The sequence below is a fragment of the Microbacterium sp. IEGM 1404 genome (genome assembly GCF_030056775.1).
Taxonomy (GTDB): Bacteria; Actinomycetota; Actinomycetes; order Actinomycetales; family Microbacteriaceae; genus Microbacterium.
The window spans coordinates 690,625-716,380 of sequence record NZ_JASHKP010000003.1 but is presented as its reverse complement, the minus strand read 5'-3'; the positions used below and the strand labels follow the sequence as shown (position 1 = coordinate 716,380).

At 71.2% G+C, this 25,756-nt stretch carries 25 protein-coding genes; 7 read left to right on the top strand and 18 right to left on the bottom strand.

The window, feature by feature from the left end; all coding sequences use genetic code 11:
* The first annotated feature begins 22 nt into the window (after window positions 1-22).
* The 3 genes from QM517_RS14005 to QM517_RS13995 all read left to right on the top strand — a co-directional run bounded on the left by QM517_RS14005 (window position 23) and on the right by QM517_RS13995 (window position 2,538).
* The gene (locus QM517_RS14005) at window positions 23-244 is read left to right on the top strand and encodes a DUF167 domain-containing protein (RefSeq protein ID WP_283288195.1); all 222 of its coding nucleotides are present in this window, start codon (window positions 23-25) and stop codon (window positions 242-244) included.
* Window positions 241-1,542 (top strand): MFS transporter, encoded by a 1,302-nt coding sequence (locus QM517_RS14000; RefSeq protein ID WP_283288193.1) that lies wholly within the window; start codon window positions 241-243, stop codon window positions 1,540-1,542. The genes QM517_RS14005 and QM517_RS14000 overlap by 4 nt, the downstream gene beginning before the upstream one ends.
* A 78-nt stretch (window positions 1,543-1,620) precedes the next feature.
* Window positions 1,621-2,538, top strand: coding sequence for a DMT family transporter (locus QM517_RS13995; RefSeq protein ID WP_283288192.1), 918 nt, complete (start codon window positions 1,621-1,623; stop codon window positions 2,536-2,538).
* Window positions 2,539-2,607: 69 nt separating this feature from the next.
* Here the strand turns inward: QM517_RS13995 and QM517_RS13990 are convergent, their stop codons facing one another.
* The 3 genes from QM517_RS13990 to QM517_RS13980 form a co-directional block, all read right to left on the bottom strand.
* Window positions 2,608-3,168 (bottom strand): YceI family protein, encoded by a 561-nt coding sequence (locus QM517_RS13990; protein WP_077050207.1) that lies wholly within the window; start codon window positions 3,166-3,168, stop codon window positions 2,608-2,610.
* Between the two features lie 149 nt (window positions 3,169-3,317).
* Window positions 3,318-3,683: an FKBP-type peptidyl-prolyl cis-trans isomerase gene (locus tag QM517_RS13985; protein ID WP_077050208.1), complete on the bottom strand. Its 366-nt coding sequence runs from the start codon at window positions 3,681-3,683 to the stop codon at window positions 3,318-3,320.
* A gap of 149 nt (window positions 3,684-3,832) precedes the next feature.
* The gene (locus QM517_RS13980) at window positions 3,833-4,999 is read right to left on the bottom strand and encodes a PrsW family intramembrane metalloprotease (RefSeq protein ID WP_283288188.1); all 1,167 of its coding nucleotides are present in this window, start codon (window positions 4,997-4,999) and stop codon (window positions 3,833-3,835) included.
* A gap of 93 nt (window positions 5,000-5,092) precedes the next feature.
* Between QM517_RS13980 and QM517_RS13975 the strand changes: the two genes are divergently transcribed.
* On the top strand, window positions 5,093-5,959 hold the full coding sequence (locus QM517_RS13975) for a fumarylacetoacetate hydrolase family protein (protein WP_283288185.1): 867 nt from the start codon (window positions 5,093-5,095) through the stop codon (window positions 5,957-5,959).
* 51 nt (window positions 5,960-6,010) lie between these two features.
* On the opposite strand, the gene QM517_RS13970 is transcribed toward QM517_RS13975, so the two are convergent.
* The 4 genes from QM517_RS13970 to QM517_RS13955 form a co-directional block, all read right to left on the bottom strand.
* On the bottom strand, window positions 6,011-7,474 hold the full coding sequence (locus QM517_RS13970; RefSeq protein ID WP_292891417.1) for an aspartate ammonia-lyase: 1,464 nt from the start codon (window positions 7,472-7,474) through the stop codon (window positions 6,011-6,013).
* Between the two features lie 136 nt (window positions 7,475-7,610).
* The gene (locus QM517_RS13965; protein WP_283288184.1) at window positions 7,611-8,510 is read right to left on the bottom strand and encodes a phosphodiesterase; all 900 of its coding nucleotides are present in this window, start codon (window positions 8,508-8,510) and stop codon (window positions 7,611-7,613) included.
* Between the two features lie 35 nt (window positions 8,511-8,545).
* A complete protein-coding gene (locus QM517_RS13960; protein WP_077050213.1) occupies window positions 8,546-8,875 on the bottom strand; it encodes a peptidase in 330 nt (109 codons plus the stop codon).
* On the bottom strand, window positions 8,872-10,095 hold the full coding sequence (locus QM517_RS13955) for an inorganic phosphate transporter (protein WP_308208913.1): 1,224 nt from the start codon (window positions 10,093-10,095) through the stop codon (window positions 8,872-8,874). Before QM517_RS13955 ends, QM517_RS13960 begins: the two co-directional genes overlap by 4 nt.
* Before the next feature lie 172 nt (window positions 10,096-10,267).
* Here QM517_RS13955 and QM517_RS13950 point away from each other — a divergent pair, with 172 nt between their 5' ends.
* Window positions 10,268-12,382 (top strand): S9 family peptidase, encoded by a 2,115-nt coding sequence (locus QM517_RS13950; protein ID WP_283288181.1) that lies wholly within the window; start codon window positions 10,268-10,270, stop codon window positions 12,380-12,382.
* Between the two features lie 118 nt (window positions 12,383-12,500).
* Here the strand turns inward: QM517_RS13950 and QM517_RS13945 are convergent, their stop codons facing one another.
* The 4 genes from QM517_RS13945 to QM517_RS13930 form a co-directional block, all read right to left on the bottom strand.
* Window positions 12,501-13,418 (bottom strand): hypothetical protein, encoded by a 918-nt coding sequence (locus QM517_RS13945; protein ID WP_283288180.1) that lies wholly within the window; start codon window positions 13,416-13,418, stop codon window positions 12,501-12,503.
* 266 nt (window positions 13,419-13,684) lie between these two features.
* On the bottom strand, window positions 13,685-14,713 hold the full coding sequence (locus tag QM517_RS13940) for a 6-phosphofructokinase (protein WP_077050215.1): 1,029 nt from the start codon (window positions 14,711-14,713) through the stop codon (window positions 13,685-13,687).
* Between the two features lie 94 nt (window positions 14,714-14,807).
* Window positions 14,808-15,878 carry a hypothetical protein gene (locus tag QM517_RS13935; RefSeq protein WP_283288177.1) on the bottom strand — a complete coding sequence of 357 codons (1,071 nt, stop codon included), beginning with the start codon at window positions 15,876-15,878 and terminating at the stop codon, window positions 14,808-14,810.
* Between the two features lie 101 nt (window positions 15,879-15,979).
* The gene (locus QM517_RS13930; RefSeq protein WP_283288175.1) at window positions 15,980-18,136 is read right to left on the bottom strand and encodes a DEAD/DEAH box helicase; all 2,157 of its coding nucleotides are present in this window, start codon (window positions 18,134-18,136) and stop codon (window positions 15,980-15,982) included.
* Between the two features lie 243 nt (window positions 18,137-18,379).
* Between QM517_RS13930 and QM517_RS13925 the strand changes: the two genes are divergently transcribed.
* Window positions 18,380-19,747 carry an MFS transporter gene (locus QM517_RS13925; RefSeq protein ID WP_283288173.1) on the top strand — a complete coding sequence of 456 codons (1,368 nt, stop codon included), beginning with the start codon at window positions 18,380-18,382 and terminating at the stop codon, window positions 19,745-19,747.
* A gap of 69 nt (window positions 19,748-19,816) precedes the next feature.
* Here the strand turns inward: QM517_RS13925 and QM517_RS13920 are convergent, their stop codons facing one another.
* From QM517_RS13920 to QM517_RS13900, 5 genes are read right to left on the bottom strand one after another with little or no spacing between them, the layout of a single operon-like run.
* Entirely contained in the window at window positions 19,817-20,761 is a 945-nt protein-coding gene (locus tag QM517_RS13920) for a bifunctional riboflavin kinase/FAD synthetase (protein WP_308208912.1), read from the bottom strand.
* Window positions 20,758-21,177: a hypothetical protein gene (locus tag QM517_RS13915; RefSeq protein WP_077050219.1), complete on the bottom strand. Its 420-nt coding sequence runs from the start codon at window positions 21,175-21,177 to the stop codon at window positions 20,758-20,760. Before QM517_RS13915 ends, QM517_RS13920 begins: the two co-directional genes overlap by 4 nt.
* A gap of 54 nt (window positions 21,178-21,231) precedes the next feature.
* Window positions 21,232-21,600: a hypothetical protein gene (locus tag QM517_RS13910; RefSeq protein ID WP_077050220.1), complete on the bottom strand. Its 369-nt coding sequence runs from the start codon at window positions 21,598-21,600 to the stop codon at window positions 21,232-21,234.
* Window positions 21,597-22,490, bottom strand: coding sequence for a tRNA pseudouridine(55) synthase TruB (truB, locus tag QM517_RS13905; RefSeq protein ID WP_283288168.1), 894 nt, complete (start codon window positions 22,488-22,490; stop codon window positions 21,597-21,599). The genes QM517_RS13910 and truB overlap by 4 nt, the downstream gene beginning before the upstream one ends.
* Window positions 22,490-22,996 (bottom strand): hypothetical protein, encoded by a 507-nt coding sequence (locus QM517_RS13900; RefSeq protein ID WP_077050222.1) that lies wholly within the window; start codon window positions 22,994-22,996, stop codon window positions 22,490-22,492. Before QM517_RS13900 ends, truB begins: the two co-directional genes overlap by 1 nt.
* Before the next feature lie 223 nt (window positions 22,997-23,219).
* Here QM517_RS13900 and QM517_RS13895 point away from each other — a divergent pair, with 223 nt between their 5' ends.
* Window positions 23,220-24,086 carry an A/G-specific adenine glycosylase gene (locus QM517_RS13895; RefSeq protein WP_283288166.1) on the top strand — a complete coding sequence of 289 codons (867 nt, stop codon included), beginning with the start codon at window positions 23,220-23,222 and terminating at the stop codon, window positions 24,084-24,086.
* Window positions 24,087-24,096: 10 nt separating this feature from the next.
* On the opposite strand, the gene QM517_RS13890 is transcribed toward QM517_RS13895, so the two are convergent.
* Both QM517_RS13890 and rbfA read right to left on the bottom strand, forming a co-directional pair.
* Complete coding sequence (locus tag QM517_RS13890; RefSeq protein ID WP_283288163.1) at window positions 24,097-25,080, bottom strand: CPBP family intramembrane glutamic endopeptidase; 984 nt, start codon at window positions 25,078-25,080, stop codon at window positions 24,097-24,099.
* 135 nt (window positions 25,081-25,215) lie between these two features.
* On the bottom strand, window positions 25,216-25,674 hold the full coding sequence (rbfA, locus tag QM517_RS13885) for a 30S ribosome-binding factor RbfA (protein WP_077050225.1): 459 nt from the start codon (window positions 25,672-25,674) through the stop codon (window positions 25,216-25,218).
* Window positions 25,675-25,756 lie beyond the last annotated feature (82 nt).

Here is a 25,756-nt window from a genome sequence, read left to right as displayed (position 1 = left end):
CGGGGTGCCGTAGCCTCGACGGGTGCAGATCACCGTCCGCGTGAAGCCCGGCAGCCGGCGCGGCCCCCTCGTCGAGGACGGACCCGACGGTCTTCTCGTCCACGTGCGCGAGCGCGCCGCGGACGGCGCGGCGAACGCGGGCGTCGTGCGGGCCCTGGCCGAGCACTTCGGCGTCCCGCCGCGCGACGTCGAGATCGTGCGCGGCCACACCGCCCGGATCAAGCGCGTCGAGGTCGGAGAGTGAGCCGGGGCAGTGCGCTGATCGACCTGCGCCCGCTCACCACGTCGCCGGCGTTCGCGCGACTGTGGATCGGGTCGACCCTGTCCGGCATGGGCGGGCAGCTCACCGTCGTCGCCGTCATGCTGCACGTGTTCGAGCTCACGCAGAGCACGTTCGCCGTGTCGATGATCGCCGTCGCGGGCCTGGTGCCGATGGTCCTCGCGGGGCTCTACGGCGGCATGCTCGCGGATGCCTTCGACCGTCGCACCGTCGCCCTGCTCGCGGCCTCCGTCACGTTCGTGTCCACCGCGCTGCTGGCCGCCCTGGCCTGGACGGGCATGGAGAACGTGGCATCCCTTTTCGTCCTCAGCGTGATCAACTCGGCCGCCAACTCGATCGTCATGGCCACGAAATCGGCGATCACTCCGCGCCTGCTCCCCCGCGATCTCCTGCCGGCCGCGGCCGCGCTGCAGGGCGTCACGGTCGGGATCATGGTGATGGCGGGCCCGGCGCTCGCCGGCGTGCTCGTCGCGTTCGCCGGCTACGCCTGGACGTACTCCCTCGACGTCCTGCTGATGACGTCGCTGTTCCTGGGTCTGTGGTCGCTCCCCCGCCTCCGCCCCGAGGGCGAGATCGTCCGGCCGGGCCTGGAGTCGTTCCGCGACGGCGCCCGATTCCTGCGCCGTGCCCCGAACATCCGCCTGCAGTATCTGCTGGACATCACCGCGATGACGTTCGGTCAGCCGATCGCGCTGTTCCCCGCGATCGGCGCGGTGCTCCTCGGCGGCGGCGCCATCACGACCGGCATCCTCACGGCGGCGATCGCGGCGGGCGCGTTCCTGTCGAGCCTGTTCTCGGGACCGGTCGGGCGCGTTCGGCGACAGGGCCTCGGGATCGAGCGGGCGATCCAGGTCTACGGCCTGTCGATCGGGGCGTTCGGTCTCGTGCTGCTCGCGGCGACCCTCGGATGGATGCGCCCGGACGGCACCGGCGAGGACTCCGGCGCCGTCGTGCTCATCGTGCTCGCGGCGATCGTCCTGGCGGTCTCCGGCGCCGCGGACAACGTCAGCGCGGTCTACCGATCGACGATGATGCAGGCGGCGGTCCCGGATGCCATGCGCGGGCGCCTCCAGGGCATCTTCATCGTCGTGGTCGCCGGCGGCCCCCGCGTCGGAGCGCTCTACGCGGGTACTCTCGCGACCCTCACCGCGCTGTGGGTGCCGCCGCTGTTCGGCGGCATCCTGATCCTCGCCCTGGTCGGTGTGCTCATGCGCCTGTCCCCGCGGTTCCGCGAGTACGACGCGCTGAACCCGACGCCGTAGCGTCAACCACCGGCGGATTCCGGACGTCGCAGTCGGACGCCGCGCGCGATGTCCGACTGCGCACCTAGTGTCGGGAACGTGGCATCCGCTCCTTCCCCCTCCCCCGTCTCGGTCACGGTGCAGTTCGTCCTGACCGGCATCGTCTGGGGGTCGAGCTTCCTGTTCATCGCGGTCGCCCTCACCGGCATGACGCCCGCCCAGGTCGCCGGTGGCCGTCTGCTCTTCGGTGCGCTCGCCCTGGCCGCGGTGGTCGCGATCCGACGGGAACGGATGCCGCGGAGCCCCCGGATCTGGGCGCACCTGTGCGTCCTCGGCGTGACGTTCTGCGTGGTGCCGTTCCTTCTCTTCGCGTGGGCCGAACAGCACGTGTCGTCGGGGCTCGCGAGCATCTTCAACGCCACGACCCCGATCATGACGGCCGTGATGGCGTGGGCGGTGTTCCGCGTCGAGCGGCTGCGGGCGGGCCAACTCGCGGGGATCGCCCTCGGCATCCTGGGGGTGGTTGTCATCATCGCGCCGGGCGCCCTCACCGACCTCGGTGGCAGCACGGTCGCTCAGGTGGCGCTCCTCGGCGCCACCGCCTGCTACGGGTTCAGCCTCGCCTACATGCGCCGGTTCCTCGGAAACGCCGGACTCACGGGCATCGCCTTCGCGTTCGGCTACATCGGCCCAGCGGCGCTGCTCATGCTGCTGCTGTCGCCGCTGATCCTCGCCGAGCCGATGCGCCTCACGCCCGCCGTCGTCGCGAGCATCGTCGCGCTCGGCGTCCTCGGCACGGGCCTGGCCTATGTCTGGAACCAGAACACGCTGCGCGCGTGGGGACCGACCCGCGCATCCACCGTGACCTACATCACCCCGGTGGTCGGCGTCGCGCTCGGCATTCTCGTGCTCGGCGAGAGGATCACCTGGAACGAGCCCGCCGGCGCGCTCATCGTCTTCCTCGGCATCCTGCTGGTGCAGGACCGCGTGCGGCTCCGCCGCCGCGCCGCCGCCTGATCCCTGCCGTCCGGGCACGACGGAGGCCCCGGATGCCGTGGCGTCCGGGGCCTCGCGGGGGTCGAGCGATCAGGCCTGGAGAGCGAACTGCAGGTCGAGCTCGATGGTGACGTCCTTGCCGACGAGCACGCCGCCCGTCTCGAGCGCGGCGTTCCAGGTGAGGCCGTACTCCTCGCGGTTGATGACCGTCTTGGCGGTCGCGCCGGCCTTGTAGTTACCCCACGGGTCGGTGCCGAAGCCGCCGAAGTCGATGGCGAAGGTGGCGGGCTTGCTGACGCCGCGGATGGTGAGCTCGCCGTCGACGAGGAAGTCGCCGTTCTCGACGCGGGCGCCGGTGGAGCGGAAGTCCATGGTCGGGTACGTCTCGGTGTCGAAGAACTCGGCGGAGCGGAGGTGCTGGTCGCGGCCCTCGTCCTTGGTGTCGACCGAGGTGACGTCGACGGACGCCTCGACCGTGGCCTCGAGCGGGTTCTCGGGGGCGACGAGGGTGGCGCTCTTCATGCCGAAGGTGCCGCGGACCTTCGAGATCATCATGTGGCGAACCGTGAAGGTCACCTCGCTGTGCGAGGGGTCGAGCACCCAGGTGCCCGCCTTGTAGCCGGGGATCTCGAGCGTGGTCGTGTCGGTCATGTCACTCCTTGAGGTCTGGGGAGCCGGTTCGGCGTCCTGCCGATGTCCAACTCTCATTCATCCGAATGTATTCCACGATCGTGGAAAAACACGAACCCGAGGGGGCCGCGGCTCCCTCGGGTTCGTGAACAGGCGATGAAAATGCCGGATCAGCCGACCTTGAGCAGGTCGATGATGAAGATCAGGGTCTTGCCGCCGAGGAAGTGGCCACCGGCGGGACCGTAGGCCAGGTGCGGCGGGATCACGAGCTCGCGGCGTCCGCCGACCTTCATGCCCGGGATGCCGTCCTGCCAGCCCTGGATGAGTCCGCGGAGGGGGAACTGGATGCTCTCGCCGCGTCCCCAGGACGAGTCGAACTCCTCGCCCGATTCGTATTCGACACCGGCGTAGTGCACGGTGACGGTGTCGCCGGGCTTCGCCTCGTCGCCGTCGCCGACGATGATGTCGCGGATGACGAGGTCGGAGGGGGCGGGACCGGTGGGAGCGTCGAACTCCGGCTTGGTGCGATCAGTCATGAGTCCATCCAAGCACGCGGGACGCCGTCGCGAACCCCCTGGACAAGACTCAGCGCCCGGTGCCGCGGCGATGCCTGCGTGTCTCCCGGGCGCTGAGTTGGCCTACATCGATGGTGCTCCCGGTGCCCTCCGGCTGTCAAGACCCTGGGTCACGGCGCCAGCAACGCCGCGCGCGCGGCGGTGGTGCGCTGCAGCAGCGCGCGCTCCTGCCCCGCCGCGGTGGCGTCGCGTCCGGAGAGCGCGCGCTGGCGCGCTGCGGCGAGCGCCGTGGCATCCCGGATGAAGGTCTTCATGACGGCGGAACGGTCGCCCGGCAGCCCGCGCGCCCACGCCACCGACGAACGGCGTCCGGCGCCGGTGGCCAGCATGTCGACCTCCTGCGCGGTGAACCACCCGGCGGCGGCGTATTCGCCCAGTCGCGCCCGGGTCAGCCGCGCCTCCTCGCGGCGGAGCGCCAGGATGCCGAGCACGAACAGCACGAAGAGCGGCACCTGCAGCGTCGCGTACAGCTCGAAGAAGTTGAAAAAGGTCGCGGAGCCGTTCCACAGCGCGTGGAGCACGATCGCGCCCGCGAGCCCCGGGAGGGCGTAGCGGAACGCGGCCCCGGTTCCCAGCGACCGCCGGGCGGCCAGCCCGAACGCGAAACCGGTGAGGCTGGTGAACATGACGTGCGCGAACGGCGAGAGGACGGCCCGCAGGAAGAACACCCCGCTGACCTGGACGGCGCCGCCCTCGATGAAGCTCACCGCGAAGTACTGCACGTTCTCGGTGAACGCGAAGCCCGCGCCGATGAGCGCGCCGTAGACGATGCCGTCCACCGGCCCGTCGAACCACCGGCGGGCGCCGACGTACAGCAGCAGCAGCCCCAGACCCTTCGCGACCTCCTCGACGATCGGGGCCTGGACGACCGAGCTGAACGCGTCGCCCAATCCTCCCGTGAGGAACGCCAGGAGCGCGTCCACGCCGAGGGCGATCGCGACCGAGGCGATCGCGCCCCACGCGACGGCGAAGGCCAGGAGCCGGCGCGGCTCCGGCTCCCAGCGGTCGATGAGACGCACGGCGAACCAGACGATCACGAACGGCACGACCGCCAGGACCATCCCGACGATGGATGCCGCGGGCCCGAGGAACCGCAGGAAATACAGCACGAGCAGCCCGAGGACGGGCACCAGCAGCGCCGCGACGACCCAGAGGAGCACCCCGTCCCGCCGCGGACGCGCGGGGACCGCCGCGGCCGGGGCGGCGGAGGGCGGGGCGTCGGAGATGCGGGCGGGCTCGCCCGGACCGGGCTGCCACAACGGCGAGGGGTAGCTCATGCGCACAGCCTAGGGGCGCTCTCCCGGGCGCTCGGGCCGGTTGCGGGGTCGGCGGACGGCTTCTCGCGCCGAGCGGCCCGGTAGCGTGGAGGCATGCGTTTCGCCCACGTCCGTTCCCCGGAGGCGGCCGATGCCCCTCGCCTCATCAGCGTCCACGGCGAGGAGTTCGCGTTCGTCGATGAATTCTTCGCCGGCGCTCCCGCGACCCTCGAACAGCTCATCGCCGGCGGCGACGACCTGTTGGGCCGTGTCCGCGAGACTGCGGCGGCGGCGCCGCGGCATCCGCTCGACGGGGTCCGTTTCGCTTCGGCGGTCCTGGCTCCCCCGACCATCCTCGCCGTCGGCCTCAACTACGCCGCGCACTCGGGCGAGCTGGGACTGAAGACCGATGCCGGCCCCACCGTCTTCGTGCTGTGGCCGAACTCCCTCACGGCGCACCACGAGACGACCTCGTGGCCGCGTTCCCTCAGCGAGGCCGTGGACTACGAGTCCGAACTCGGCGTGATCATCGGGCGCCCCGGCCGCGACATCCCGGAGGCCGACGCCCTCGACCACGTGTGGGGCTACACCGTCGTCAACGACATCACCGCGCGCAACATCCAGTTCTCGGAAGCGCAGTGGTCGCGCTGCAAATCCTTCGACGGCTTCACCCCCACGGGTCCGTTCGTCGTCACCGCCGACGAGATCCCCGACCCGCAGGACCTCCACATCTGGACCGTCGTCGACGGCCACACCGTGCAGGACGCCTCCACCGGGCAGATGGTGCGATCCGTGGCGACGCTCATCCACAAGCTCTCGGAATCGGCGACCCTGCTGCCGGGCACGCTGATCTCCACCGGCAGCCCCGGCGGTGCGGGGTACTCCCGCGATCCGCAGATCTTCCTCCGCGACCGGTCGACGGTCACCGTCGGCATCGACGGCATCGGCGAGCTCACGACCCACTGCCGCATCCTGGACTGAGGCCGCGGCGGGGCGGCGCCGCGTCGGGTCGCCGCCCGAGTCAGGTGCGGGTCACTCCTCGACGACGCTGTCCGCGGCGCGGACAACGGGGATCGCCGCCGTGACGGCCTGCAGACCCGACAGCCGCGCGGGCGAGATCTGCTTCATGACCTCGTCGCGCGTCATGAGCCCCGCCTCGACGACGAGGTCGGCGACGTTGCGATGCGTGAGGAGCGCGGTCTTGGCGAGCGCCGCGGCCGCCGCGTAGCCGATGAAGGGCGTCAGGGCCGTGACGACACCGACCGACGAACCGACCATCGCGCCCAGGCGCTCGCGGTTCGCGGTGATCCCGTCGACGCAGTTCACCCGCAGGGTCCACATCGCCTGTCGCATCCAGGTGATCGACTGGAAGATCGAGTGCGCGATCACCGGCTCGAAGGCGTTGAGCTGCAGCTGACCGCCCTCGACGGCCATGGTGACCGTCATGTCGGCACCGACGACCGAGAACGCGACCTGGTTGACCACCTCGGGGATCACCGGGTTTACCTTGCCGGGCATGATGCTCGAGCCCGCCTGGCGTGCCGGCAGGTTGATCTCACCCAGACCGGCCTGCGGCCCGCTGGAGAGCAGGCGCAGGTCGTTGCAGATCTTCGAGAGCTTGATCGCGTTGCGCTTGAGGGATGCCGAGAACGACATGAACGCACCGGTGTCGCTCGTCGACTCCACCAGGTCGGTCGCGGTCTCGAGGTCGAGTCCCGTGATCTCGCGCAGGTGACGCAGCACCGAGGGACCGTAGTCCGGGTGCGCGGTGATCCCCGTGCCGATGGCGGTGGCCCCCATGTTGATCTCGAACATGAGGTAGGCGTTCTCCTGCAGACGGTTGTAGTCCTCGCCCAGGGTCGTCGCGAAGCCGTGGAACTCCTGCCCGAGAGTCATCGGCACGGCATCCTGCAGCTGGGTGCGACCGACCTTGAGGACGTCGTGGAACTCCTCGGCCTTCGACAAGAACGACTGCCGCAGGAGCCCGAGCTCCTCGAGCAGACTCCGCAGCGTCAGCGACAGACCGATCTTCACCGCCGTCGGGTAGACGTCGTTCGTCGACTGGCTCCGATTGGTGTCGTCGATCGGCGAGAGGAACGCGTAGTCGCCCTTCTCGCGCCCGGCCATCTCGAGGGCGATGTTGGTGATCACCTCGTTGGCGTTCATGTTCGTCGAGGTGCCCGCGCCGCCCTGGATGACCCCCACGGCGAACTCGTCGTGGAACTCCCCGTCGATCACGCGCTGCGCGGCGCGGTCGATGAGGTCGGCCTTGGCCGGGTCGAGCACGCCGATCTGCCGGTTCGCGCGCGCGGAGGCCTGCTTGACCATCGCGAGGGCCCGCACGAGGTCGGGGTAGACCGAGATCGGTCGCTTCGCGATGGGGAAGTTCTCCAGAGCCCGTGCGGTGTGGATGCCCCAATAGGCATCGGCGGGGATCTCAAGGGAGCCGAGCGAGTCGGTCTCGATACGGGTGCGCGTCATTGCGTCCAAAGCCATGGGGGATGTCCTCGTGGGTCGTCACGGCGGTCAGGGATCCCCCGAGCCTAACCACCGCGACCGACGGAGTCGCTGGACGCCACGGCCTGTCGCCGGAGCCGCGCACTCCCCCGCGTACAGCGACGGGGCGGCCGGGTCAGCGCTTGCGCGAGAACGCCTCGAGCCGCTCCTCGGGCGTGAGCGCGGCCATGCGGGCGACCCACTCCGGCGTGAAGTAGCCCGCCGGTTCGGCGTCGACGACGGGCACCACCGCGTGGGTGATCGTGTCGTCCCACACGTGGACGAGGTGGAAGGACTGCCCGGCATCCATTCCGTTCACCTCGTCGGCGGGGGCGGCGAGATCCATCGTGTAGCACGAGGCCGCGGAGACGCTCACCGGGACCCCCGCGAAGGTGCCGGACGTGGAGTAGTGGAGGTGGCCGGCGAGGATGGCACGGACGTCGCTGCCGGCGATCGCCGACGCCAGACCCGGCTGGTCGCGGAGCTCGAGGATGTCGAAGAACGGGATGTGCGTCGGCAGCGGCGGATGATGCAGCGCCAGGATGGTGCCCAGCGGCGCCGGCTCGGCGAGCTCGGCCCGCAGCCAGTCCAGCTGCGCGGCGTCGAGGTCGCCGTGATGCCAGCCCGGAACCGTTGAATCCAGCGCGATCAGCCGCAGACCATCCAGGTCCCAGACCCCCGTCACGGGCGCGTCCGTCGCGTCGGCGTCGAGGAGGCCGGCGCGCAGCGCACCCCGCTCGTCGTGGTTGCCCGCGACCCACACGACGGGGGCTCCCAGACGTTCCGCCCACGGCTCGACCTCCGCGCGCAGCGCACGGTACGCCTCGGGCTCGCCGAGGTCGGTGAGATCGCCCGTGAACACCACGGCATCCGGTCGCACACCCGTCGCCTCGGCGGCCGCGAGCGTGCGGCGCAGCTGCGCGGCGGTGTCGTACCGCCCGCCCAGCAGCCGATCACCCGCGAGCAGGTGGGTGTCACTGAGGTGGAGGATCACGCGCCGCGCGGGCGCGTACTGACCGAACTGCACCGAAGCCATGCCCTCAGCCTACGAGGGGCGCCCGACACGGCGCCTCAGTGGCGGAGCAGGATCAGCAGCAGCGCACCGAGCACCGCCGCCGCGCAGACGGCGAAGCACGCGTAGGCGCCGAGGAGCGCGAGCCGCTTCTGCCCCGCGCTCAGCGGATTGCGCGCGGCCGCCTTGGCCACCGCCTTCTCGGCGCGGCGTCTCTGCTTGTCGGTGAGCACGGTGATGGCATCCGTGAACTCCACCGGAGCGACCAGCGGCGGACGGCCGCCCCGGACGAGCAGACGCAGTCCGAGCGCGTAGAAGGTCACCACGGTCGCGGCTCCCACCAGCGCGGCGATGAAGACGTGGAGGAAGGCTTCCCAGTCGATGCTCATGCGCGGTCATCCCTCCCGGCCTGCGCGCGCTCCAGGCGGCGCTGACGGCGCGTGGGGCCGGGCTTGCGCGGCACCTTCACCGCCGCTCCCGAGTCGGCGACCTCGCTCATGGCGTTGGCCGAGGTGACCTCGTCGCGGCGCGAGCGGAGGAACAGGCCGAGGATGATCACGACGGCGATGACGGCATCCACCGCCACGCCCCAGCCGCCGAGCCAGACCACGATCAGGGCCGCCGCGGCTCCGACGGCGCCCGCCGCCGGCAGGGTGAGCACCCAGCCGATCATGATGCGGCCGACGGTGTTCCAGCGCACGGTCGACCCGCGACGGCCGAGCCCCGAGCCGATGACCGACCCCGAGGCCACTTGCGTGGTCGAGAGGGCGAAGCCCAGGGCGCTGGATGCCAGGATCGTCGCGGCCGTGGAGGTCTCGGCCGAGAAGCCCTGCGCGGGCTTGACGTCGGTGAGGCCCTTGCCGAGCGTGCGAATGATGCGCCAGCCGCCCATGTAGGTGCCGAGGGCGATCGTGATCGCGCACGCGAAGATGACCCACAGCTGCGGGTCCGGATCGGAGGTCGACTGCCATCCGACCGTGATGAGGGCGAGCGTGATGACGCCCATCGTCTTCTGCGCGTCGTTCGTGCCGTGGGCGAGCGCCACGAGCGACGACGTGAAGATCTGCCCCCAGCGGAAGCCGTCGCGGCCGTCGGCCTTCATGTCGTACCGGCGCGTGATGCCGTACGCGATCTTGGTCACCGTGAAGGCGATGAGACCGGCGGTCAGGGGGGCGATGAGCGCGGGCAGGATCACCTTGCTGAGCACGACGCCCATGTCGATCGCCGCCGCCCCCACGCCCACGAGCGTCGCGCCGATCAGCCCGCCGAACAGGGCGTGCGACGAGCTGGAGGGCAGCCCCAGCAGCCACGTGAGCATGTTCCAGGTGATCGCGCCGATGAGGCCGGCGAAGATGATCGGCGGGAAGATGTCGGGACTCAGCTGGTCCTCGCGGATCATGCCACCCGAGATCGTCTTGGCGACCTCCGTCGACAGGAACGCGCCCACCAGGTTCAGGCCGGCCGCGAGGAGCACCGCGACCTTGGGCTTCAGGGCACCCGTGGCGATGGGCGTGGCCATCGCGTTCGCGGTGTCGTGGAAGCCGTTCGTGAAATCGAAGAACAGTGCCAGGGCGATGACCAGCACGATGACAAGGGCTGCGCTCTCCACCGATCGCTTTCCGTAGGGGGAAGGAGGGATGCCGACGGGATCGGCGCGGAGAACGAAGAGTTCACCTGACATTCGGCCCACGTTCACCGGGCCGACGACATCATTTCACCGGCATGGGCATCGGTCAAACGCCGAGCGGCCGTCCGCGCCGGGAGCGGGATAGCGTGGGGAGGTGACCGACACCGACGCCCGCCCCGTCCCTCCCGTCGCCGCCCGCCGCCTCACGGCGCGCACCCACCACGGTGACACCTTTGACGACCCGTACGAGTGGCTGCGCGCCAAGGACGACGCCGACGTCGTAGCCCACCTCGAGGCCGAGAACGCATACACCGATGCGCGCACCGCGCACCTGGCATCCCTGCGGGACGAGATCTTCGGCGAGATCAAGGGGCGCACGCTCGAGACCGACCTGTCGGTGCCCGCCCGTCGCGGCGAGTGGTGGTACTACGGCCGGACCATCGCCGGCGCGCAGTACGGCATCCAGTGCCGCGCCCCCCTCCGCTCCCCCGACGACTGGACGCCGCCGCAGCTCTCCCCCGACGTCGCCGTCCCCGGTGAGCAGATCCTCTTCGACGGGAACGTCGAAGCCGAGGGCACCGACTTCTTCTCCCTCGGAAGCTTCGAGGTGTCCAACGACGGAACCCGCATGCTCTACGGCGTCGACGTCGCCGGCGACGAGCGGTACACCGTGCGCGTCCGCGACCTCGCCACCGGAGAGAACCTCGTCGACGAGATCCCCGGCACCTTCTCCGGCGCCACGTTCTCCCCCGACGGCCGCTTCATCATCTACACCACCGTCGATGACGCGTGGCGCCCCGACACTGTGTGGCTGCACGAGATCGGTACGGGCGTGGATGCCGACGTGAAGCTGTTCCACGAACCCGACGAGCGGTACTGGGTGGGTGCGGACTTCACCCGCAGCGACCGCTACCTGGTGATCGGTGTGGGCTCCTCGATCACCTCGGAGGAGCGGCTCCTCGACGCCGACGACCTGCGCGGCGAGGCACGCGTCGTCTGGCCGCGCCGCGAGGGCGTGGAGTACTCGGTCGATCACGCCGTCGTCGACGGAGACGACGTGCTGTACATCCTCCACAACGACGGCGCGCTCGACTTCGAACTCGTCCGCGTCGCGGCATCCGATCCGGAGGGTGCGCGCGAGACGGTGATCGCCCATCGACCCGGCGAGCGCCTCCTGGGCGTCGACACGTTCCGCGACTGGGGAGTGGTGGCCTACCGCCGCGACGGTCTCGCGCGCCTCGGCCTGCTGTCCTACGGCGACGGGGCGGTGACCGAGATCACGTTCGACGAACCGCTCTACAGCGTCGGCACCGGCGGGAACCCCGAGTGGGCGCCGCCCGTGCTCCGCGTCGGTTACGGCTCGTTCGTGACGCCGGGCACCGTGTACGACTACGTCATCGACACCGGCGAGCTGCTGCTGCGCAAACGGCAGCCCGTCCTCGGCGGCTTCGACCCCGACGACTACGGCCAGGCCCGGGCGTGGGCGACCGCCGACGACGGCACCCGCGTGCCGGTGTCGCTGGTGTGGAAGCGCTCGTTCGGCGAGCCCGGTTCCTCGCCGCGGCCCGTCCACCTCTACGGCTACGGCTCCTACGAGCACTCGATCGAGCCCGGCTTCTCCGTTCCGCGTCTGTCGCTGCTGGACCGGGGCGTCGTCTTCGCCGTGGCTCACGTCCGCGGCGGCGGCGAGATGGGCCGCCAGTGGTACGAGGACGGCAAGCTGCAGTCAAAGCGCAACACGTTCACCGACTTCGTGGCGGTCGCGCGGCACCTCGTGGCATCCGGGTACACCACCCCCGATCGCCTCGTCGCCGAGGGCGGGAGCGCCGGCGGTCTGCTGATGGGTGCGGTCGCGAACCTCGCGCCGGAGCTGTTCGCGGGCATCCTGGCCGACGTGCCGTTCGTCGACGCGTTGACGACGATCCTCGACCCCTCCCTCCCGCTCACGGTCATCGAGTGGGACGAGTGGGGCGATCCCCTGCACGACGCCGACGTGTACGCGTACATGAAGTCGTACTCGCCGTACGAGAACGTCCGCGACGGGGTCCGGTACCCCCGCATCCTCGCGGTCACCTCCCTCAACGACACCCGCGTGCTGTACGTCGAGCCCGCCAAGTGGGTGCAGCGTCTGCGCGAGGTGGGCGCCGACGCGCTGCTGAAGTGCGAGATGGTCGCCGGGCACGGGGGCGTCAGCGGGCGCTACAACGCCTGGCGCGAGCGCGCGTTCGAGCTGGCCTGGCTGCTGGACGTGCTGGGGTTGGCGGAGTAGGGCGGCGGGCGAGGGGCGGCGCTGCGGCTCGGCGGGCGCCTCGTCCCACTCTTGGCAGGGCGTGTCCCACAAGTTGTCACTCTGCGGCCCTCAATACCGCTGAAAGTGGGACACGGTGTCAGAGGCCGGGCCGCCAGCCCGCCCGGGTGAGTGCGTCGCGCACCATCGCGAAGGCGGGATCACCGCCATCGCGGAGGTGATGGTGGAGGATCCGGACGTGATCCCAGCCCGCGGCACGGATCGCCGCCCATCGGTCGGCATCGCGGGCGAACTGGCGGGGATCTTCCGCGTGCACACGACCGTCGTATTCGACGGCCACCCGCCACGTCGCGAACGCCAGATCGATCTCTGCGACGAACTCCCCACGCGACGAGAAGATGTCGGCGTTGACTTCAGGTTCCGGGAGACCGCGGCGCACCAGTAACAAGCGCAGATGCGTCTCTCGCGGCGATCGAACGCCCGGGCGCGCCAACGACAACGCTCGACGAAGGACGCCGCCGCGCATGTCGCCCATGGTCGCGATCTCCTCAGAGAGTGCATCGAGCGTGGCGATCGGGTGTCGGCCCGCCAGAAGCGCGTCCGCGCCCGCGACGAGATCATCCAACTGCCAGAGCCGGCCGCATTGCCGCCAGGCTCGCACGGCGTTCTCGATCGGCATCCCGTCCGGACCCTCTTCGATGGCAGGTTCGCGTGTCTGCAGCCGATGGCCGACGACACCGCGCGTGCGCGGTTCGCGAGCGGGACGATGTGTGGATACATGAACGAGAGGCGTGTACGGCCACGCCGGCGTGCTCAGGCCGAGCAGGACGAAAGCCGTCTCGTGGCTGAAGAACTGTCCCGGGGCGAGGCGCGGAACATACGCACGGCACCGCTCGAGGATGGATCGGGCATCGTCGAGCGAACGTGAGCGAACGCCGTGAAAAGGCGCTGAGAGATCCGACGCCCGCAACCGAGCGGGAGTCACCCCGCGGTCACGGGCATCGGCGACGTGGAACCGTTCAGGAAGACCGTCGGGAAGGGGCTGTGGTGGCTTCATGGCCCCAGGGTCTCGATGCCGTGAGCCCGGACGCCCTTCTCCACAACCTCATCGGCTGGACAGTGAGCTGTGGAGGAGGTCCCTCTGCCTCCCGCGAGCGTGTCCCACTTCTTGCTGCTTAGGGCGGCCCAGACCAGCAAGATGTGGGACACACAACGCAATTCATGGGACATGCACCGCCAGAAGTGGGACGAGGGGTCCGCCGCACACCGGAGACGACGACGCCCCGCCCCGGGCGAGCGGGACGGGGCGACGGATGCCAGGACTCAGCCGAAGAGCGCGGCGGCCTCTTCGTAGCGGTACAGGGGCACGCTGTTGAGCTCGCCGAGCGCGTCGGCGAACGGCACGCGGATGATGTCGGTGCCGCGCATGGCGACCATCTGCCCCCAGGCACCCTCCGCGAGGGCGTCGGCGGCGTGGAGCCCGAGACGCGTCGCGAGCACGCGGTCGAACGCCGAGGGCGAACCGCCGCGCTGGATGTGCCCGAGCACCGTGGCGCGGGTCTCGATGCCGGTCAGGCGCTCGATCTCGGGGGCCAGCAGTTCGCCGATGCCGCCGAGGCGGGGGCGGTTGAAGGCATCCAGGCCCTTGTCGCTGAAGGCCTCGTCCATCCCGGTGAGTTTGAATCCCTCGGACACGACCACCAGCGGCGCGCGGCCGCGGTCGTGGGCGCGCGTGACCTGCTCGACGATCTCGTCGATGGACATCGGAACCTCGGGGATGCAGATGACGTGGGCGCCGGCGGCGATGCCGGCGTGCAGCGCGATCCAGCCGACGTGACGGCCCATGACCTCGGCCACCATGCAGCGCTGGTGCGAGTCGCCGGTGGTGCGGAGGCGGTCCATGGCATCCGTGGCGATGTTGACGGCGGTGTCGAAACCGAACGAGTAGTCGGTCGCCCGGAGGTCGTTGTCGATCGTCTTGGGGACGCCGAGGACGTTGATGCCGTCCTTGGACAGGCGGTCGGCGGCGGCGAGCGTCCCCTCGCCGCCGATCGCGACGATGCCGTCGATGCGGTGGCCGTACAGGGTCTTGGAGATGTTCTCGGCTCCGCCGCGCACGCCCTCGTACGGGTTCGTGCGGCTCGTGCCGAGGATCGTGCCGCCGACCTTCGACAGACCCTTCACCTCGTGACGCGTCAGCGGGAAGAAGTCGCCGTCGACGACTCCGCGCCACCCGTCGCGGATGCCGACGAACTCGATGTCGTAGTTGGTGGTGCCCTTGAGCACGACGCCACGGATGACGGCGTTCAGCCCGGGGCAGTCTCCGCCACTGGTCAGGATGCCGATCTTCATGCTGGAACCTCGCTATTGGGGATGATCGAGTCGGCGACGCTGCCGCGTTCGACACTAGCGCCCCACCCCGCGCGCCCGCCAAACGGGGGACGGCTCACGCGGGATGCCATGACCCGGAGGCCTCGTCGCGCACCCGGTGCTCGTCGGGGCCGGCCGGGCTCACCGGGTCGAACCAGAACGTCTCGTCGGGCGACCACCCGGCCATCACACTCATCCCGATGTCTCCCACGACGATCCCCCTTCCCGCGGTCGCCAGGTACCCGGCGACGCTCACGTGCACGCCGACCGCCTCCTCCGCGACCGAGGCCCAGTCCGGTTGCACCCAGACGCCGCGGTGATCGGCGATGTGCTCCCAGTCTCCGCGCCGCGACGCGGTGACGACGAGAGGATGCCGCTCACACAGGGCCGCCCAGTCCTCGGGGCCGGTGACCTCCACCACCGGGCCCTCGGGAACGACGACCCGGCGGACGCGAGCGGACTGCCAGCCCATCCCGTCTTCGACGTAGCGCAGTCGCAGTGGCTCCCGAGGCCGCCCCGCCCCGGTGGTCACGGGGCACACCCGAGGCGGGGTCGACCACCACGTTCCGCTCCATCGCTCGCCGGGATCCCGCGCCGCCGACGCGACCTCGTGCCTCATCGTGTCCGTCCGCCACCGTCGGATGAGCGAGCGCGGATCCGCGGCGGGCACGTCCGCGCCGTCGAACTGCACCGTCCACTGGTCGTCGGGGTCTATGCGGTGGCCCCACGTCTGGCCGTGGGGCGACCGGGAGAGCTCGATCGCGACGGCTGCGAGCACGGGGGTCATCGCGTCCTCCGCGGCAAGCGCGTCGGTGCCGTCCGGCGGCTGCCAGTACATGGCCGCGTCGACGGAGGCCTCGAGGGCGTCGCCGAGGACGGCGGGCGTGACCGCGGGCACCGGGAGCGCGGCGAGCGCCGCCGCCGCGTCGCGCGCGGTCACCTCCGGCTCTACGAACGGCTCGGACCCGTCGCTGATCGAGAGCAGCACACTCGCCCCTCGCTCGCGCCCGTGCGCCGCCCAGAACACCGCCTGCACGGCGACCCGCGCCTCGGGTGTGTCGGCGCGACGCGCCCCCTCCAGGAGGATCTCCAGGCACAGCCGCCGCCCGCGCGGGCCGTCGAGCAGTGCGGAGGCATCCAGGGGCATGCCCCGACCCTAGCGACCCCGCCCGACACGGCATCCGGGTCCGCGGACCCGCGGCACGACGCACGAACGCCCCGGCGGCACCGGGGCGTTCGTGGAAAGGGTCAGGCCCCGAGCGCCTGCCGCAGCAGGTGCATGAGGGCGGACAGCTGCACGGAGTCGCTCGAGCCGGGCTCGATGGCGAGGCCGTCGAGCGCGCGCTGCGCCAGGCCCTCCTTCGAGTCGATGAGCTCGGCGATCTTGGTGTCGATGGTGTGCGCCGCGATGATGCGCCACGCGGTGACCGGCTCGTCCTGTCCGATACGGTGCACGCGGTCGATCGCCTGCGTCTGCTCGGCGGCGGTCCACGACAGCTCGGCGAGCACGACGTTGGACGCCGCCTGCATGTTCAGCCCCACACCGGCGGCGGTGAGCGAACACACCGCGATCCCGACGGACGGGTCGGTGTTGAACGCGTCGATCGCCGCCTGGCGGGCCGTGGAGGTCTGATCTCCGCGCACCGACACCGCGGTGAGCCCGGACGCCTTGAAGTGCGCCTCCGCGGCATCCATGACGTCGATGTGCTTGGCGAAGAAGACGACCTTGCCGACCGATCGCTGCAGCTGCACGGCGTAGTCCGCGGCGAGCTGCGCCTTGGCCTGACCGATGCGACGGACCATCGTGAAGACGTTCTCGGAGCCGGTTCCGGCGGCCTTGCTCTCTTCCAGTTCGCCGTGCGCGACGAGGCGCACGATGTCCTCGTCGATCTCGCCCGGCGCGAGCCCGCGGTCGCCGCGGGCCTCGATGATGCGGCGGTACTTCGCCGCGAGGCGCGCCCCGAGCTCGCGCTCGGCGTGGCGGATCGACCGACCGTACTCGTCGTCGAGCTCGACGGGGAGGTCGGCGATGAGCTTGTCGGGCAGGTCGGCGGCGACGTCCTTCTTCTTCCGACGCACGATGCCCATGGAGATCACGGCCTCGCGCGCTTCGGGGTAGAACGCCTTGTCCGCGGGGGTGAGGCCCGTGGCATCCAGCTTCGCCATCAGCTCCGCGCCCGGCTTCTCGCCGTTCGTCCAGCCGAGGAAACGCCAGATCGCGTCGAAGTCTTCGACGTCGTTGATCAGCGGGGTACCCGTGAGGGCGAGCAGCAGCGGATCGCGCGTCTGCTGACGGACACGGGATGCCAGCGCGAGGACGTTCTGCGACCGCTGCGACGACAGGTTCTTGATGAAATGCGCCTCGTCGACCGCGATGCCCTTGAGGCCGATCGACGACAGCCACGACAGGTGCCGGTCGAGGATCTCGTAGTTGACGATGAACACGTCCGCGAACGCGTCGATGTCGGCGCCGCTGCCGGAGATCACCGTGGCACGACGGTGCGGCGTCCAGCGCTGCACCTCGCGCGCCCAGTTCATCTTCACGACGTTGGGGACGACGACCAGCAGCGGGTAGGCCTCGGCGACCGACGCCGCGAGCACCGATTCGGCCGTCTTGCCGAGGCCCGGCTCGTCGGCCAGCAGGAACGAGCGGTGCCCCTGACGGACGGCCTCGAGGAAGCGGGACTGGTGGGGCATGACCTCGAGGCCGCGCGGCGAGAGCCGATCGAACTCGGGGACGGGCGGCAGATCCATGCTGGCGGCCGAACCTCCGGCGCCGGTCTCGAACGCCTTGTACAGCGGACCCATGAGCTCCCAGCCGTCGAGGCGGCGTCGGGGGGCGTCACCGGTGGCGCGCGGGGTGAGGTCGGGCGGGAGGAACGGGTTCGCCATCTGCCGCGCCTCGATCGAGGGCGGGACGACCTGCTTCTCGGCGAGCGCCGCGGGGACGACCGGCGAGACCTTCGGGGCGTTGTCGGTGATGATCAGCTCGTCCGGGGGCAGGTCGGCGCCGGACTCCAGGAGCCAGTCCCGGCGCATGCGGCGCGCGACGGGCGACGTGGCCTGGTCGACCTCGAGGAGCTGGATCAGCGACGTGTCGCGCGCGGCGGTCTTGGCCAGGATCGTGGCCACACCGTCGAGGCGCTTGAGCAGCTCGGAGCGCGCGGCGTCGGTGATCTCGGTGTCGGCCTTCACCCGGGCTCGCTCCTCGCGGACGAGGAAGGCGATGACCTGGAACTTCACGCGGTTGGTCGGGCCGAGCTTGCCGCGTTGGGCCTTGGCTTCGACCTCGCGCACCTTGCGGGCGAGGATGGGGATGACGGGGGCCTCGTCATCGCGACGGGATGACGAGGTCTTGCGGCGCCGTTGGCTCGAGCCTCGGGCGGCGGTTGCCGTGGTCGGCATGCTCCTCCTGAGCGTGTCGTCCGGATGTGTCCGGGACGTCCCGGCCGGTGGCCGGTGGATCAGTGACCCCGGAGGATGCCGCGAGACTCACCGCCGGAGCGGCAGCGTCTGCGACCCGCAACGCGTCTTCACCGGAACGGCTCGCGAGGAGGCGGGTGACGGGGTCGAGACCATTCTAGCGCGTCGCCGGGGGGCCCTGCCGTACCCACCCACGCGCGCCGCGGCCGCACCTACGCTGAGGGAATGGCCGAACCGATGTCGCGGGACCAGCGCGTGGTGCTGACCGTCGCGGTCCTGGCATCCTTCGTCTCCTTCCTCGACGGCACCGTCGTCACCGTCGCGCTCCCCGCCATCTCGCGCGACCTGGGCGGGGGCCTCTCGACGCAGCAGTGGGTGGTGGACGCCTATCTCGTGACCCTCGGCGCGTTCATCCTCGTCGCCGGGTCGCTCAGCGACGTCCTCGGGCGCACCCTCGTGCTCCGCATCGGTCTGGTCGGCTTCGGCATCACCTCGGTCGCGATCGCCGCCGCGCCCACCGCCGAATTCCTCATCGTCGCGCGAGCCCTCCAGGGGATCGCGGGTGCCCTGCTCGTGCCGAGTTCGCTCGCGCTGATCACGTCGACCTTCCGCGGGCCGACCCAGGCCCGCGCGATCGGCATCTGGACCGGCGCCACCACCGTCGCGATGATCGCGGGGCCGCTCATCGGCGGGGTGTTCGTCGACACGCTGTCGTGGCGCCTGGTGTTCCTCGTGAACGTCCTGCCGATCGGGGTGACGCTGTGGCTGCTCGCTCGGCGCGCGCACGCCGACCAGCGACGCCCTGGCGCGCACGTCGACGTGCTCGGGGCCGTGCTCTGCGCGGTCGGGCTCGGTGGGATCGTCTTCGCCCTGATCGAGCAACCGAGCCTCGGCTGGGGGTCGCCCGTGATCTGGGTGCCCGCGGCGGTCGGCGTGGCCGCGTTCGCAGGGTTCCTCGTCCGCCAGCGCGTCGCACGCGAGCCGCTGATGCCGCTGGACCTGTTCCGCTCGCGCAACTTCTGGGCCGGCAACCTCACCACGATGTTCGTCTACGCCGCCCTGTCGCTGAACGGCTTCGTCCTCAGCGTCTACCTGCAGCAGGGCGCGGGGCTCCCGGCGACCCTCGCTGGGCTCGCGTCGCTTCCGAGCACGCTGCTCATGATCACCCTCAGCTCCCGCATGGGCGCCCTCTCGGGACGCATCGGCCCGCGGCTGTTCATGACGCTCGGCCCCGCGGTGATGGCGATCGGCGCGCTGCTCCTGCTGTCGGTGCGTCCCGAGTTCGACTACTGGACGCAGGTGCTGCCGGGCGTCGTGGTGTTCGGCCTCGGCCTGACCGCCACGGTGTCGCCGCTGACGGCGGCCGTCCTGGGCGCGATCGACACGGAGCGTTCGGGGATCGCCTCGGCCGTCAACAACGCGGTGTCGCGCGTCGCGGGGCTCCTGGCGATCGCCGCGGTGTCCGCCGTCGCGGGCGGTGCGCTCGATATCGACGGATTCCACCGCGCAGCGATCTTCACCGCGGTGCTGATGGTGCTCGGGGCGGCGACGTCGTTCCTCGGCATCCGGAACCATCTTTCGCGCCGCGAGTGAGGTCGCGGGCAGAGGAACAGGATGCCGCGCGGTCGCGGGCGACGGCACGGGATGCCGCGCGGTCGCGGATCAGCGCAGGATGCCGCGCACGCGCTCGACGTCGTCGGCCATCTGCACGAGCAGCGCATCGACACCGTCGAACGCCGCCATGCCCCGGACGCGCTCGACGAAACGCACCTCCACGTGGTGCCCGTACAGGTCGAGGTCGGTCTCGTCGAGGACGTACACCTCGACCTGCCGCTGGTGCACGTCGTCGAACGTGGGGTTGGTCCCGATGCTGATCGCGGCCGGATAGCTGATGCGTCGAGCACCGTCCACGTCGATCAGCCACCCGGCGTACACGCCGTCGGCGGCCACGAAACCCTCGAGATCGGGCGAGAGGTTCGCCGTCGGATACCCGAGCTCGCGCCCGCGCTTGAGCCCGTGCACCACCTCGCCCCACACCGACGGCGCGCGACCCAGGAGCCGGGCGGCGGTGGCGATGTCGCCCGCCGCGAGCGCCTCGCGGATCCACGTCGACGACACACGGCGGTCGGCGTGCACGGCGCGGACGTCGTCGACCACATCGACGCGGAAGCCGTCCCGCTCCCCCAACTGCTCGAGGAGATCGGGGTCGCCGGCGCCGCCGGCACCGAACCGGAAGTCGCGCCCGACGAGCACGGTGCGGGCGGCGAGCGCGTCGACCAGCACCTCACGGACGAAATCCTCGGCCGGCTGTGCGGCGCGCGTCTCATCGAAGGTCAGCAGGAGCGTGGCATCCACTCCCGCGCGATCGAGCAGTTCGAGCTTCTGGTGCGGGCCGATCACGTCGGGCGGGCACCTGTCGGGCCGGAGGACGCTCAGCGGGTTGCGGTCGAAGGTGACGGCGACGACCTGAGCACCGTCCGCCGCCTCCACGCGGGCGCGATCGATGACGGCCCGATGACCGGTGTGCACACCGTCGAACTTCCCGATCGCGACGACCGAGGGACCGAAGCCCGACGGCACCTCCGCCGGGTCGCGGAAGACGATCACGATGCCGTCCTGCGATGCCGGATCAGCCACCAGAGACCGAGGAACGGCAGTACGAGCGGGATGAACAGGTAGCCGATGCCGTACACCGACCACACCGTCGGGTGCTGGAAGAGCGAGGGCAGCGCCAGGCTCAGGGTGCCGACGACCAGGACTCCGACCAGCTCGAAGCCGATCGCGACCCAGGCGACGCGGTACCAGGCCGGACGCGCGGAGAAGATCAGCGCGAGCGTGGCCAGGATGTACACGACCGCGGCGAGCGCCGAGAGCGAGTACGCGACGGGGGCGTCGTCGAACTCGCGGACGATCTGCACGAACGACCGGCCGGTCGCGGCGAGCGCCATGATGCCGTAGACGATCACGAGGACCCGGCCGATGCCGGTCATTCCGCGGGTGCGGGCGGGAGTGGTGGATGCCATGACCTTCCGAGTCTAGTTCGGACGGTGCCCGCGCTCACCGTGCGGCGGCGGCCGTCAGGCCACCTGCACCGTCCAGATCGCGTGCATGCGCCACACCATGACGGCGACGGCGAGGGCGGCGACCCCCATGACGACGGTGCTCCAGCGGCTGCGTTCGATGAGAGCCCACGCTGCCCCCGCCGGCGGCAGGAGCGCGGCGGAGACGAGGTAGGTCCAGAACTCCAGCAGGCTCCCCGTCGGCGGGTTCCCGGCGAACGGCGAGACGAGGGCGATGACGATCTGGACGATCAGGAGCACCTCGATGAGGGCCAGCGCCCCGACGGTCAGGTCGGACGGGCGTCGTCCGACGAGCCCCGCGACGACCGCGATGAGGCCCGCCAGCACGGCGATCCCCACCTGCGTGAGTGTGAACCACAGGATCATCCCGCGACCTCCTCGGGCATGTTCATGACGCTCTTGAGCTGAGTCCCCCGGCGCTCGACGATCCCCACGAGTCGTCCGTCCGGATCGATCGCCGCTGCGCGTTCCCCCGTGAGGCGGCCGCCCCCGTCGATGCGCTTGCCGTGGCGCAGGTCGCGCGCCTCGTCCGCACCGACCGCGAGCGCACCGACGACCACGGCCGCGGCGGTCGCCGGTTTCACGAGGGCGGTCTCGGCGATGTCGTCGACCGTCACCGCGGCGGCGACGTCGAAGGCTCCGATGCGGGTGCGCCGGAGCGCGGTGAGGTGGCCGCCGACCCCGAGCGCCGCGCCGAGATCCCGAGCGAGCGCGCGGATGTACGTGCCGCTGGTGCAGTCCACGACGACGTCGAGCGCGATGGTCGCACCCTCGCGCCGCGTTTCGCGGACCTCGAAACGCGACACGGTCACCCGACGGGCCTTCAGCTCCACGGTTTCGCCTGCGCGGGCGAGATCGTACGCGCGGCGACCCTGCACCTTGATGGCCGAGACCGTGCTCGGCACCTGGTCGATCTCTCCGGTGAGGTCGAGGATGCCGGCGTCGATCGCCGCGTCGGTCACGGCGGCGACGACGGCCGCATCCGCTCGCGCCGTCTCGACGCCGTCGGCGTCGTCGCTGTCGGTCGAGACCCCCAGCAGGATGGTCGCCTCGTACGTCTTGTCGGCCCCCACGATGTAGGTGAGCAGGCGCGTCGCGCCCTCGACGCCGAGCACGAGGAGTCCGGTGGCCATCGGGTCGAGCGTGCCCGCGTGACCGATCTTGCGGGTACCGAGGGCGCGGCGCGCCCGCGCCACGACGTCATGGCTGGTGATGCCCCCCGGCTTGTCGACCAGGAGGATGCCGGCGCGCGCCATCAGCAGAAGTCGCCGAACACCTGCACGGGGTGCGCGGGGTCGGAATTCTCGACGATGACGGATGCCGCGACCCGCGGCCGCGCGGTGCGGACGTACTGCTTCTCGGCATCCGGCAGCTCAGGGCGCGGAGTCCCGATCGGCGGGTTCGCCTCGAGCCACACCGACCAGTTCCAGAGGCCCCGGAGACCTGAGGCGTGGAGGAAGCGGCCGTCGACGACGAGGACCGCGCGTTCGGGGGCGGGCGTGCTGCTGCCGTCGAATGGCTCTCCCGCGCGGAAGGGGGCGACGATCCGCCCGCGCACGTCGCCGGCGTCGTCGGCGAGTGTCGCGCGGAAGACGGCCGTGCCGTCCTCGCCGACCGCCGTGGCGAAACCGTTCGCGAAGGCCGTGGCGGCAGCGGCATCCAGCGCGTCGATCGCGACGACGAGTCGCCCGTTGCCCGCGTTCTGGCGCATCAGGTCGCGGAGGCTCCGCTGCACGGTCTCGACGGGGTTCTCGCTCGACATGCCTCCAGCCTACGGTCGCTCCCGGCGCCGCGCTCGCGACCGGGGCTGCTCCCTGCGCGCTTCCCGCGGGCGCGCGTCGATCACTGCCGTGGCGCGTCCGGCGCATGACTTCGCACGCATAAACGCGATCGGCGCTCATAAACGCGATGGCATCGCGTTTATGAGCGCGGATCGCGTTTATGCGGGTGGGATGGACGCGGCGCGCCGACCATAGGGTGGAGGGATGCCAGGGATCGCCGCGCCGCTCATCGCCTGGTACCGCGGCAGCGCGCGGGATCTGCCGTGGCGCCGGCCGGGATTCGGCGCGTGGGGCACCCTCGTCAGCGAGTTCATGCTGCAGCAGACCCCCGTCGCGCGCGTCATCCCCCACCTCGAAGCGTGGCTGGAGCGCTGGCCGACGCCGGCGGACCTGGCCGCGGCCGCCCCCGCCGAGGCCGTCACCCAGTGGGCGAACCTGGGATACCCGCGGCGCGCCCTCTGGCTGCACCGCGCCGCCGTCGAGATCCGCGACCGTCACGACGGGACCGTGCCGCGCGATGTCGATGCGCTGCTCGCGCTCACCGGCATCGGCGACTACACGGCCCGTGCCGTGGCGGTGTTCGCCTACGGCGACCGGCATCCCGTCGTCGACACGAACACCCGCCGCGTCCTCGCCCGTGTCGTCGACGGCGTCGCCCAGCCCGGATCGCCGGGCAAGGCGGATCTCGCCCGGATGACCGCGGAGCTCCCCGACGACATCGGCGAGGCGGCGATCGTCAACGCGGCGGCGATGGAGCTCGGGGCGATCGTGTGCACAGCCCGCGCGCCGAAGTGCGACGTCTGTCCCCTCGCGCCGCAATGCGCGTGGCGAGCGGCGGGGTATCCGGCATCCGAGGATCGCCGGCGACGCCAGGCGAAATACGAGGGAAGCGATCGACAGGCGCGCGGCGCGGTGCTGCGCGTGCTGCGCGAGGCGGCGCCGGCCGCCGTGCTCCTCGACGACGTCGTGCCCGACTGGCCCGATCCGGTGCAGCGCGACCGCGCCATCGACTCGCTCATCTCCGACGGGCTCGCCGAGGCCGAGGGCGGCGCGCTCTTCCTCCCCCGCTGACCGCCGCGGTTCAGGACGACGGCGTGCCCGCTGGTGCGTCGACCCGGACCGGGTCGGGGCCGAGCCGTGCGTCGAGCCGATCGGCGCGGAACTGCCCCGACAGGACGAGGACCGCGACCACGACGGCGAAGACGCCCCACATCACGACGCCCAGCGGACCGGCGATCACCGGGGACGGCGTGGCGGAGTCGGCCGCGACGACGAGCGCCCCGAGCCCCGCCGAGGCGTTGAAGGCTCCGTGGGCGAACACCGCTGGCCAGACCGACGCGGTGCGCAGCCGGGTCCACCCGATCAGGATGCCGAAGAGGATGCACCCGACGATCATCAGGAGCACACCGAACGCGTTGGGCTCGAGGAAGTTGTATCCGAGGAGGATCAGCGGCGCGTGCCAGAACCCCCAGAAGGCGCCGGAGACCAGGAGCGCGGGCCACACGCCCAGCGGCCGGAGGGCGGGAAGCAGGAACCCGCGCCAGCCGAGCTCCTCCCCGAACGCGAACGGCGCGTTGATGACCGCGCCGATGGGGATGGTGGCGAGCTGGACCGCGACGAGCAACCCCACCGGCGGCAGCGGAGTCCCCGCCGGAACCGCCTCTTCGAGCGTCCTCTGGAAGCCCGAGAACCCCACCAGGTCGAACGTCGCGAGGCCGAGCGCGCCGACGATCGCGAGACCGATCGCGACCAGGAGCGGGGCGGCGATGATCACGGCCACACACATCCAGACGGTCCGGGCGGCCGGCCGAAGGGGCCACATGCCGAGCTCGCGCAGCACGGCGCGCGCGCCGCGACGCCCGCGCGTGCGCCGCTGGACCAGCAGCGCCGCGACGACACCGAGCGACGGGGTGAACATCATGGCAGCGGCGACGAGCCCGAGGAACGGATCCGCGAGCCCCTGCCCCCGGAGCCACAGCGGCAGAGCCACGAGCCACGACAGGGCGACGCAGGTGACGGCGAAGACGCCGATGGCGAGCCAGTCCGGGCGAGACGAAGCGGTCATGCGCCGAGCCTACGAACCGGTGGATGCCACCACCTCCCCCGCGCGACGGAGAAGCCCGCGCGCCGCGAGGCGGAACGACGAACGGCCGGACGCGCCCCCTGCGGGGGCGGCATCCGGCCGTCCAGACGACGCGCGTCAGTCGCGCTCGTCGTCCTCGTCTTCATCGTCCTCGTCGAACTCCCGCGGCTTGACGTATGGGTCGGCTTCGCCGGCGTACGACGCGCTCGCGGCGAGACCGGCGACCGACTCGTCGCGCTCGCGCGCTTCGCGCAGGAGCGCCGAGATGTGGTCGGCGTTCTCCGGGATGGCGTCGAGGATGAACTCCAGCGTCGGCGTCAGCCGCGTGTTGAGGTTTTTGCCCACTTCGCTGCGCAGCATCCCCGTGGCCGACTTCAGCGCCGCGGCCGTGTCGGCCCGGTGCGCTTCGTCACCCATCACGGTGTAGAACACCGAGGCATGCTGCAGGTCGCCGGTCACCCGCACATCGGTGATCGTCACGAATCCGAGCCGCGGGTCGCGCAGCCCCTTCTCGAGGCGCTCCGCGAGGACCACCCGGATGCGGTCGGCCACGCGGGCCTGTCGCTCTCCTGCCACTGCCTTCTCCTTCTCTCATACCGCCGCGAGCGATCACGGCAGGTGGGCGTCCCGTTACGGACGCCGCCCCAGCGTAGGCCGG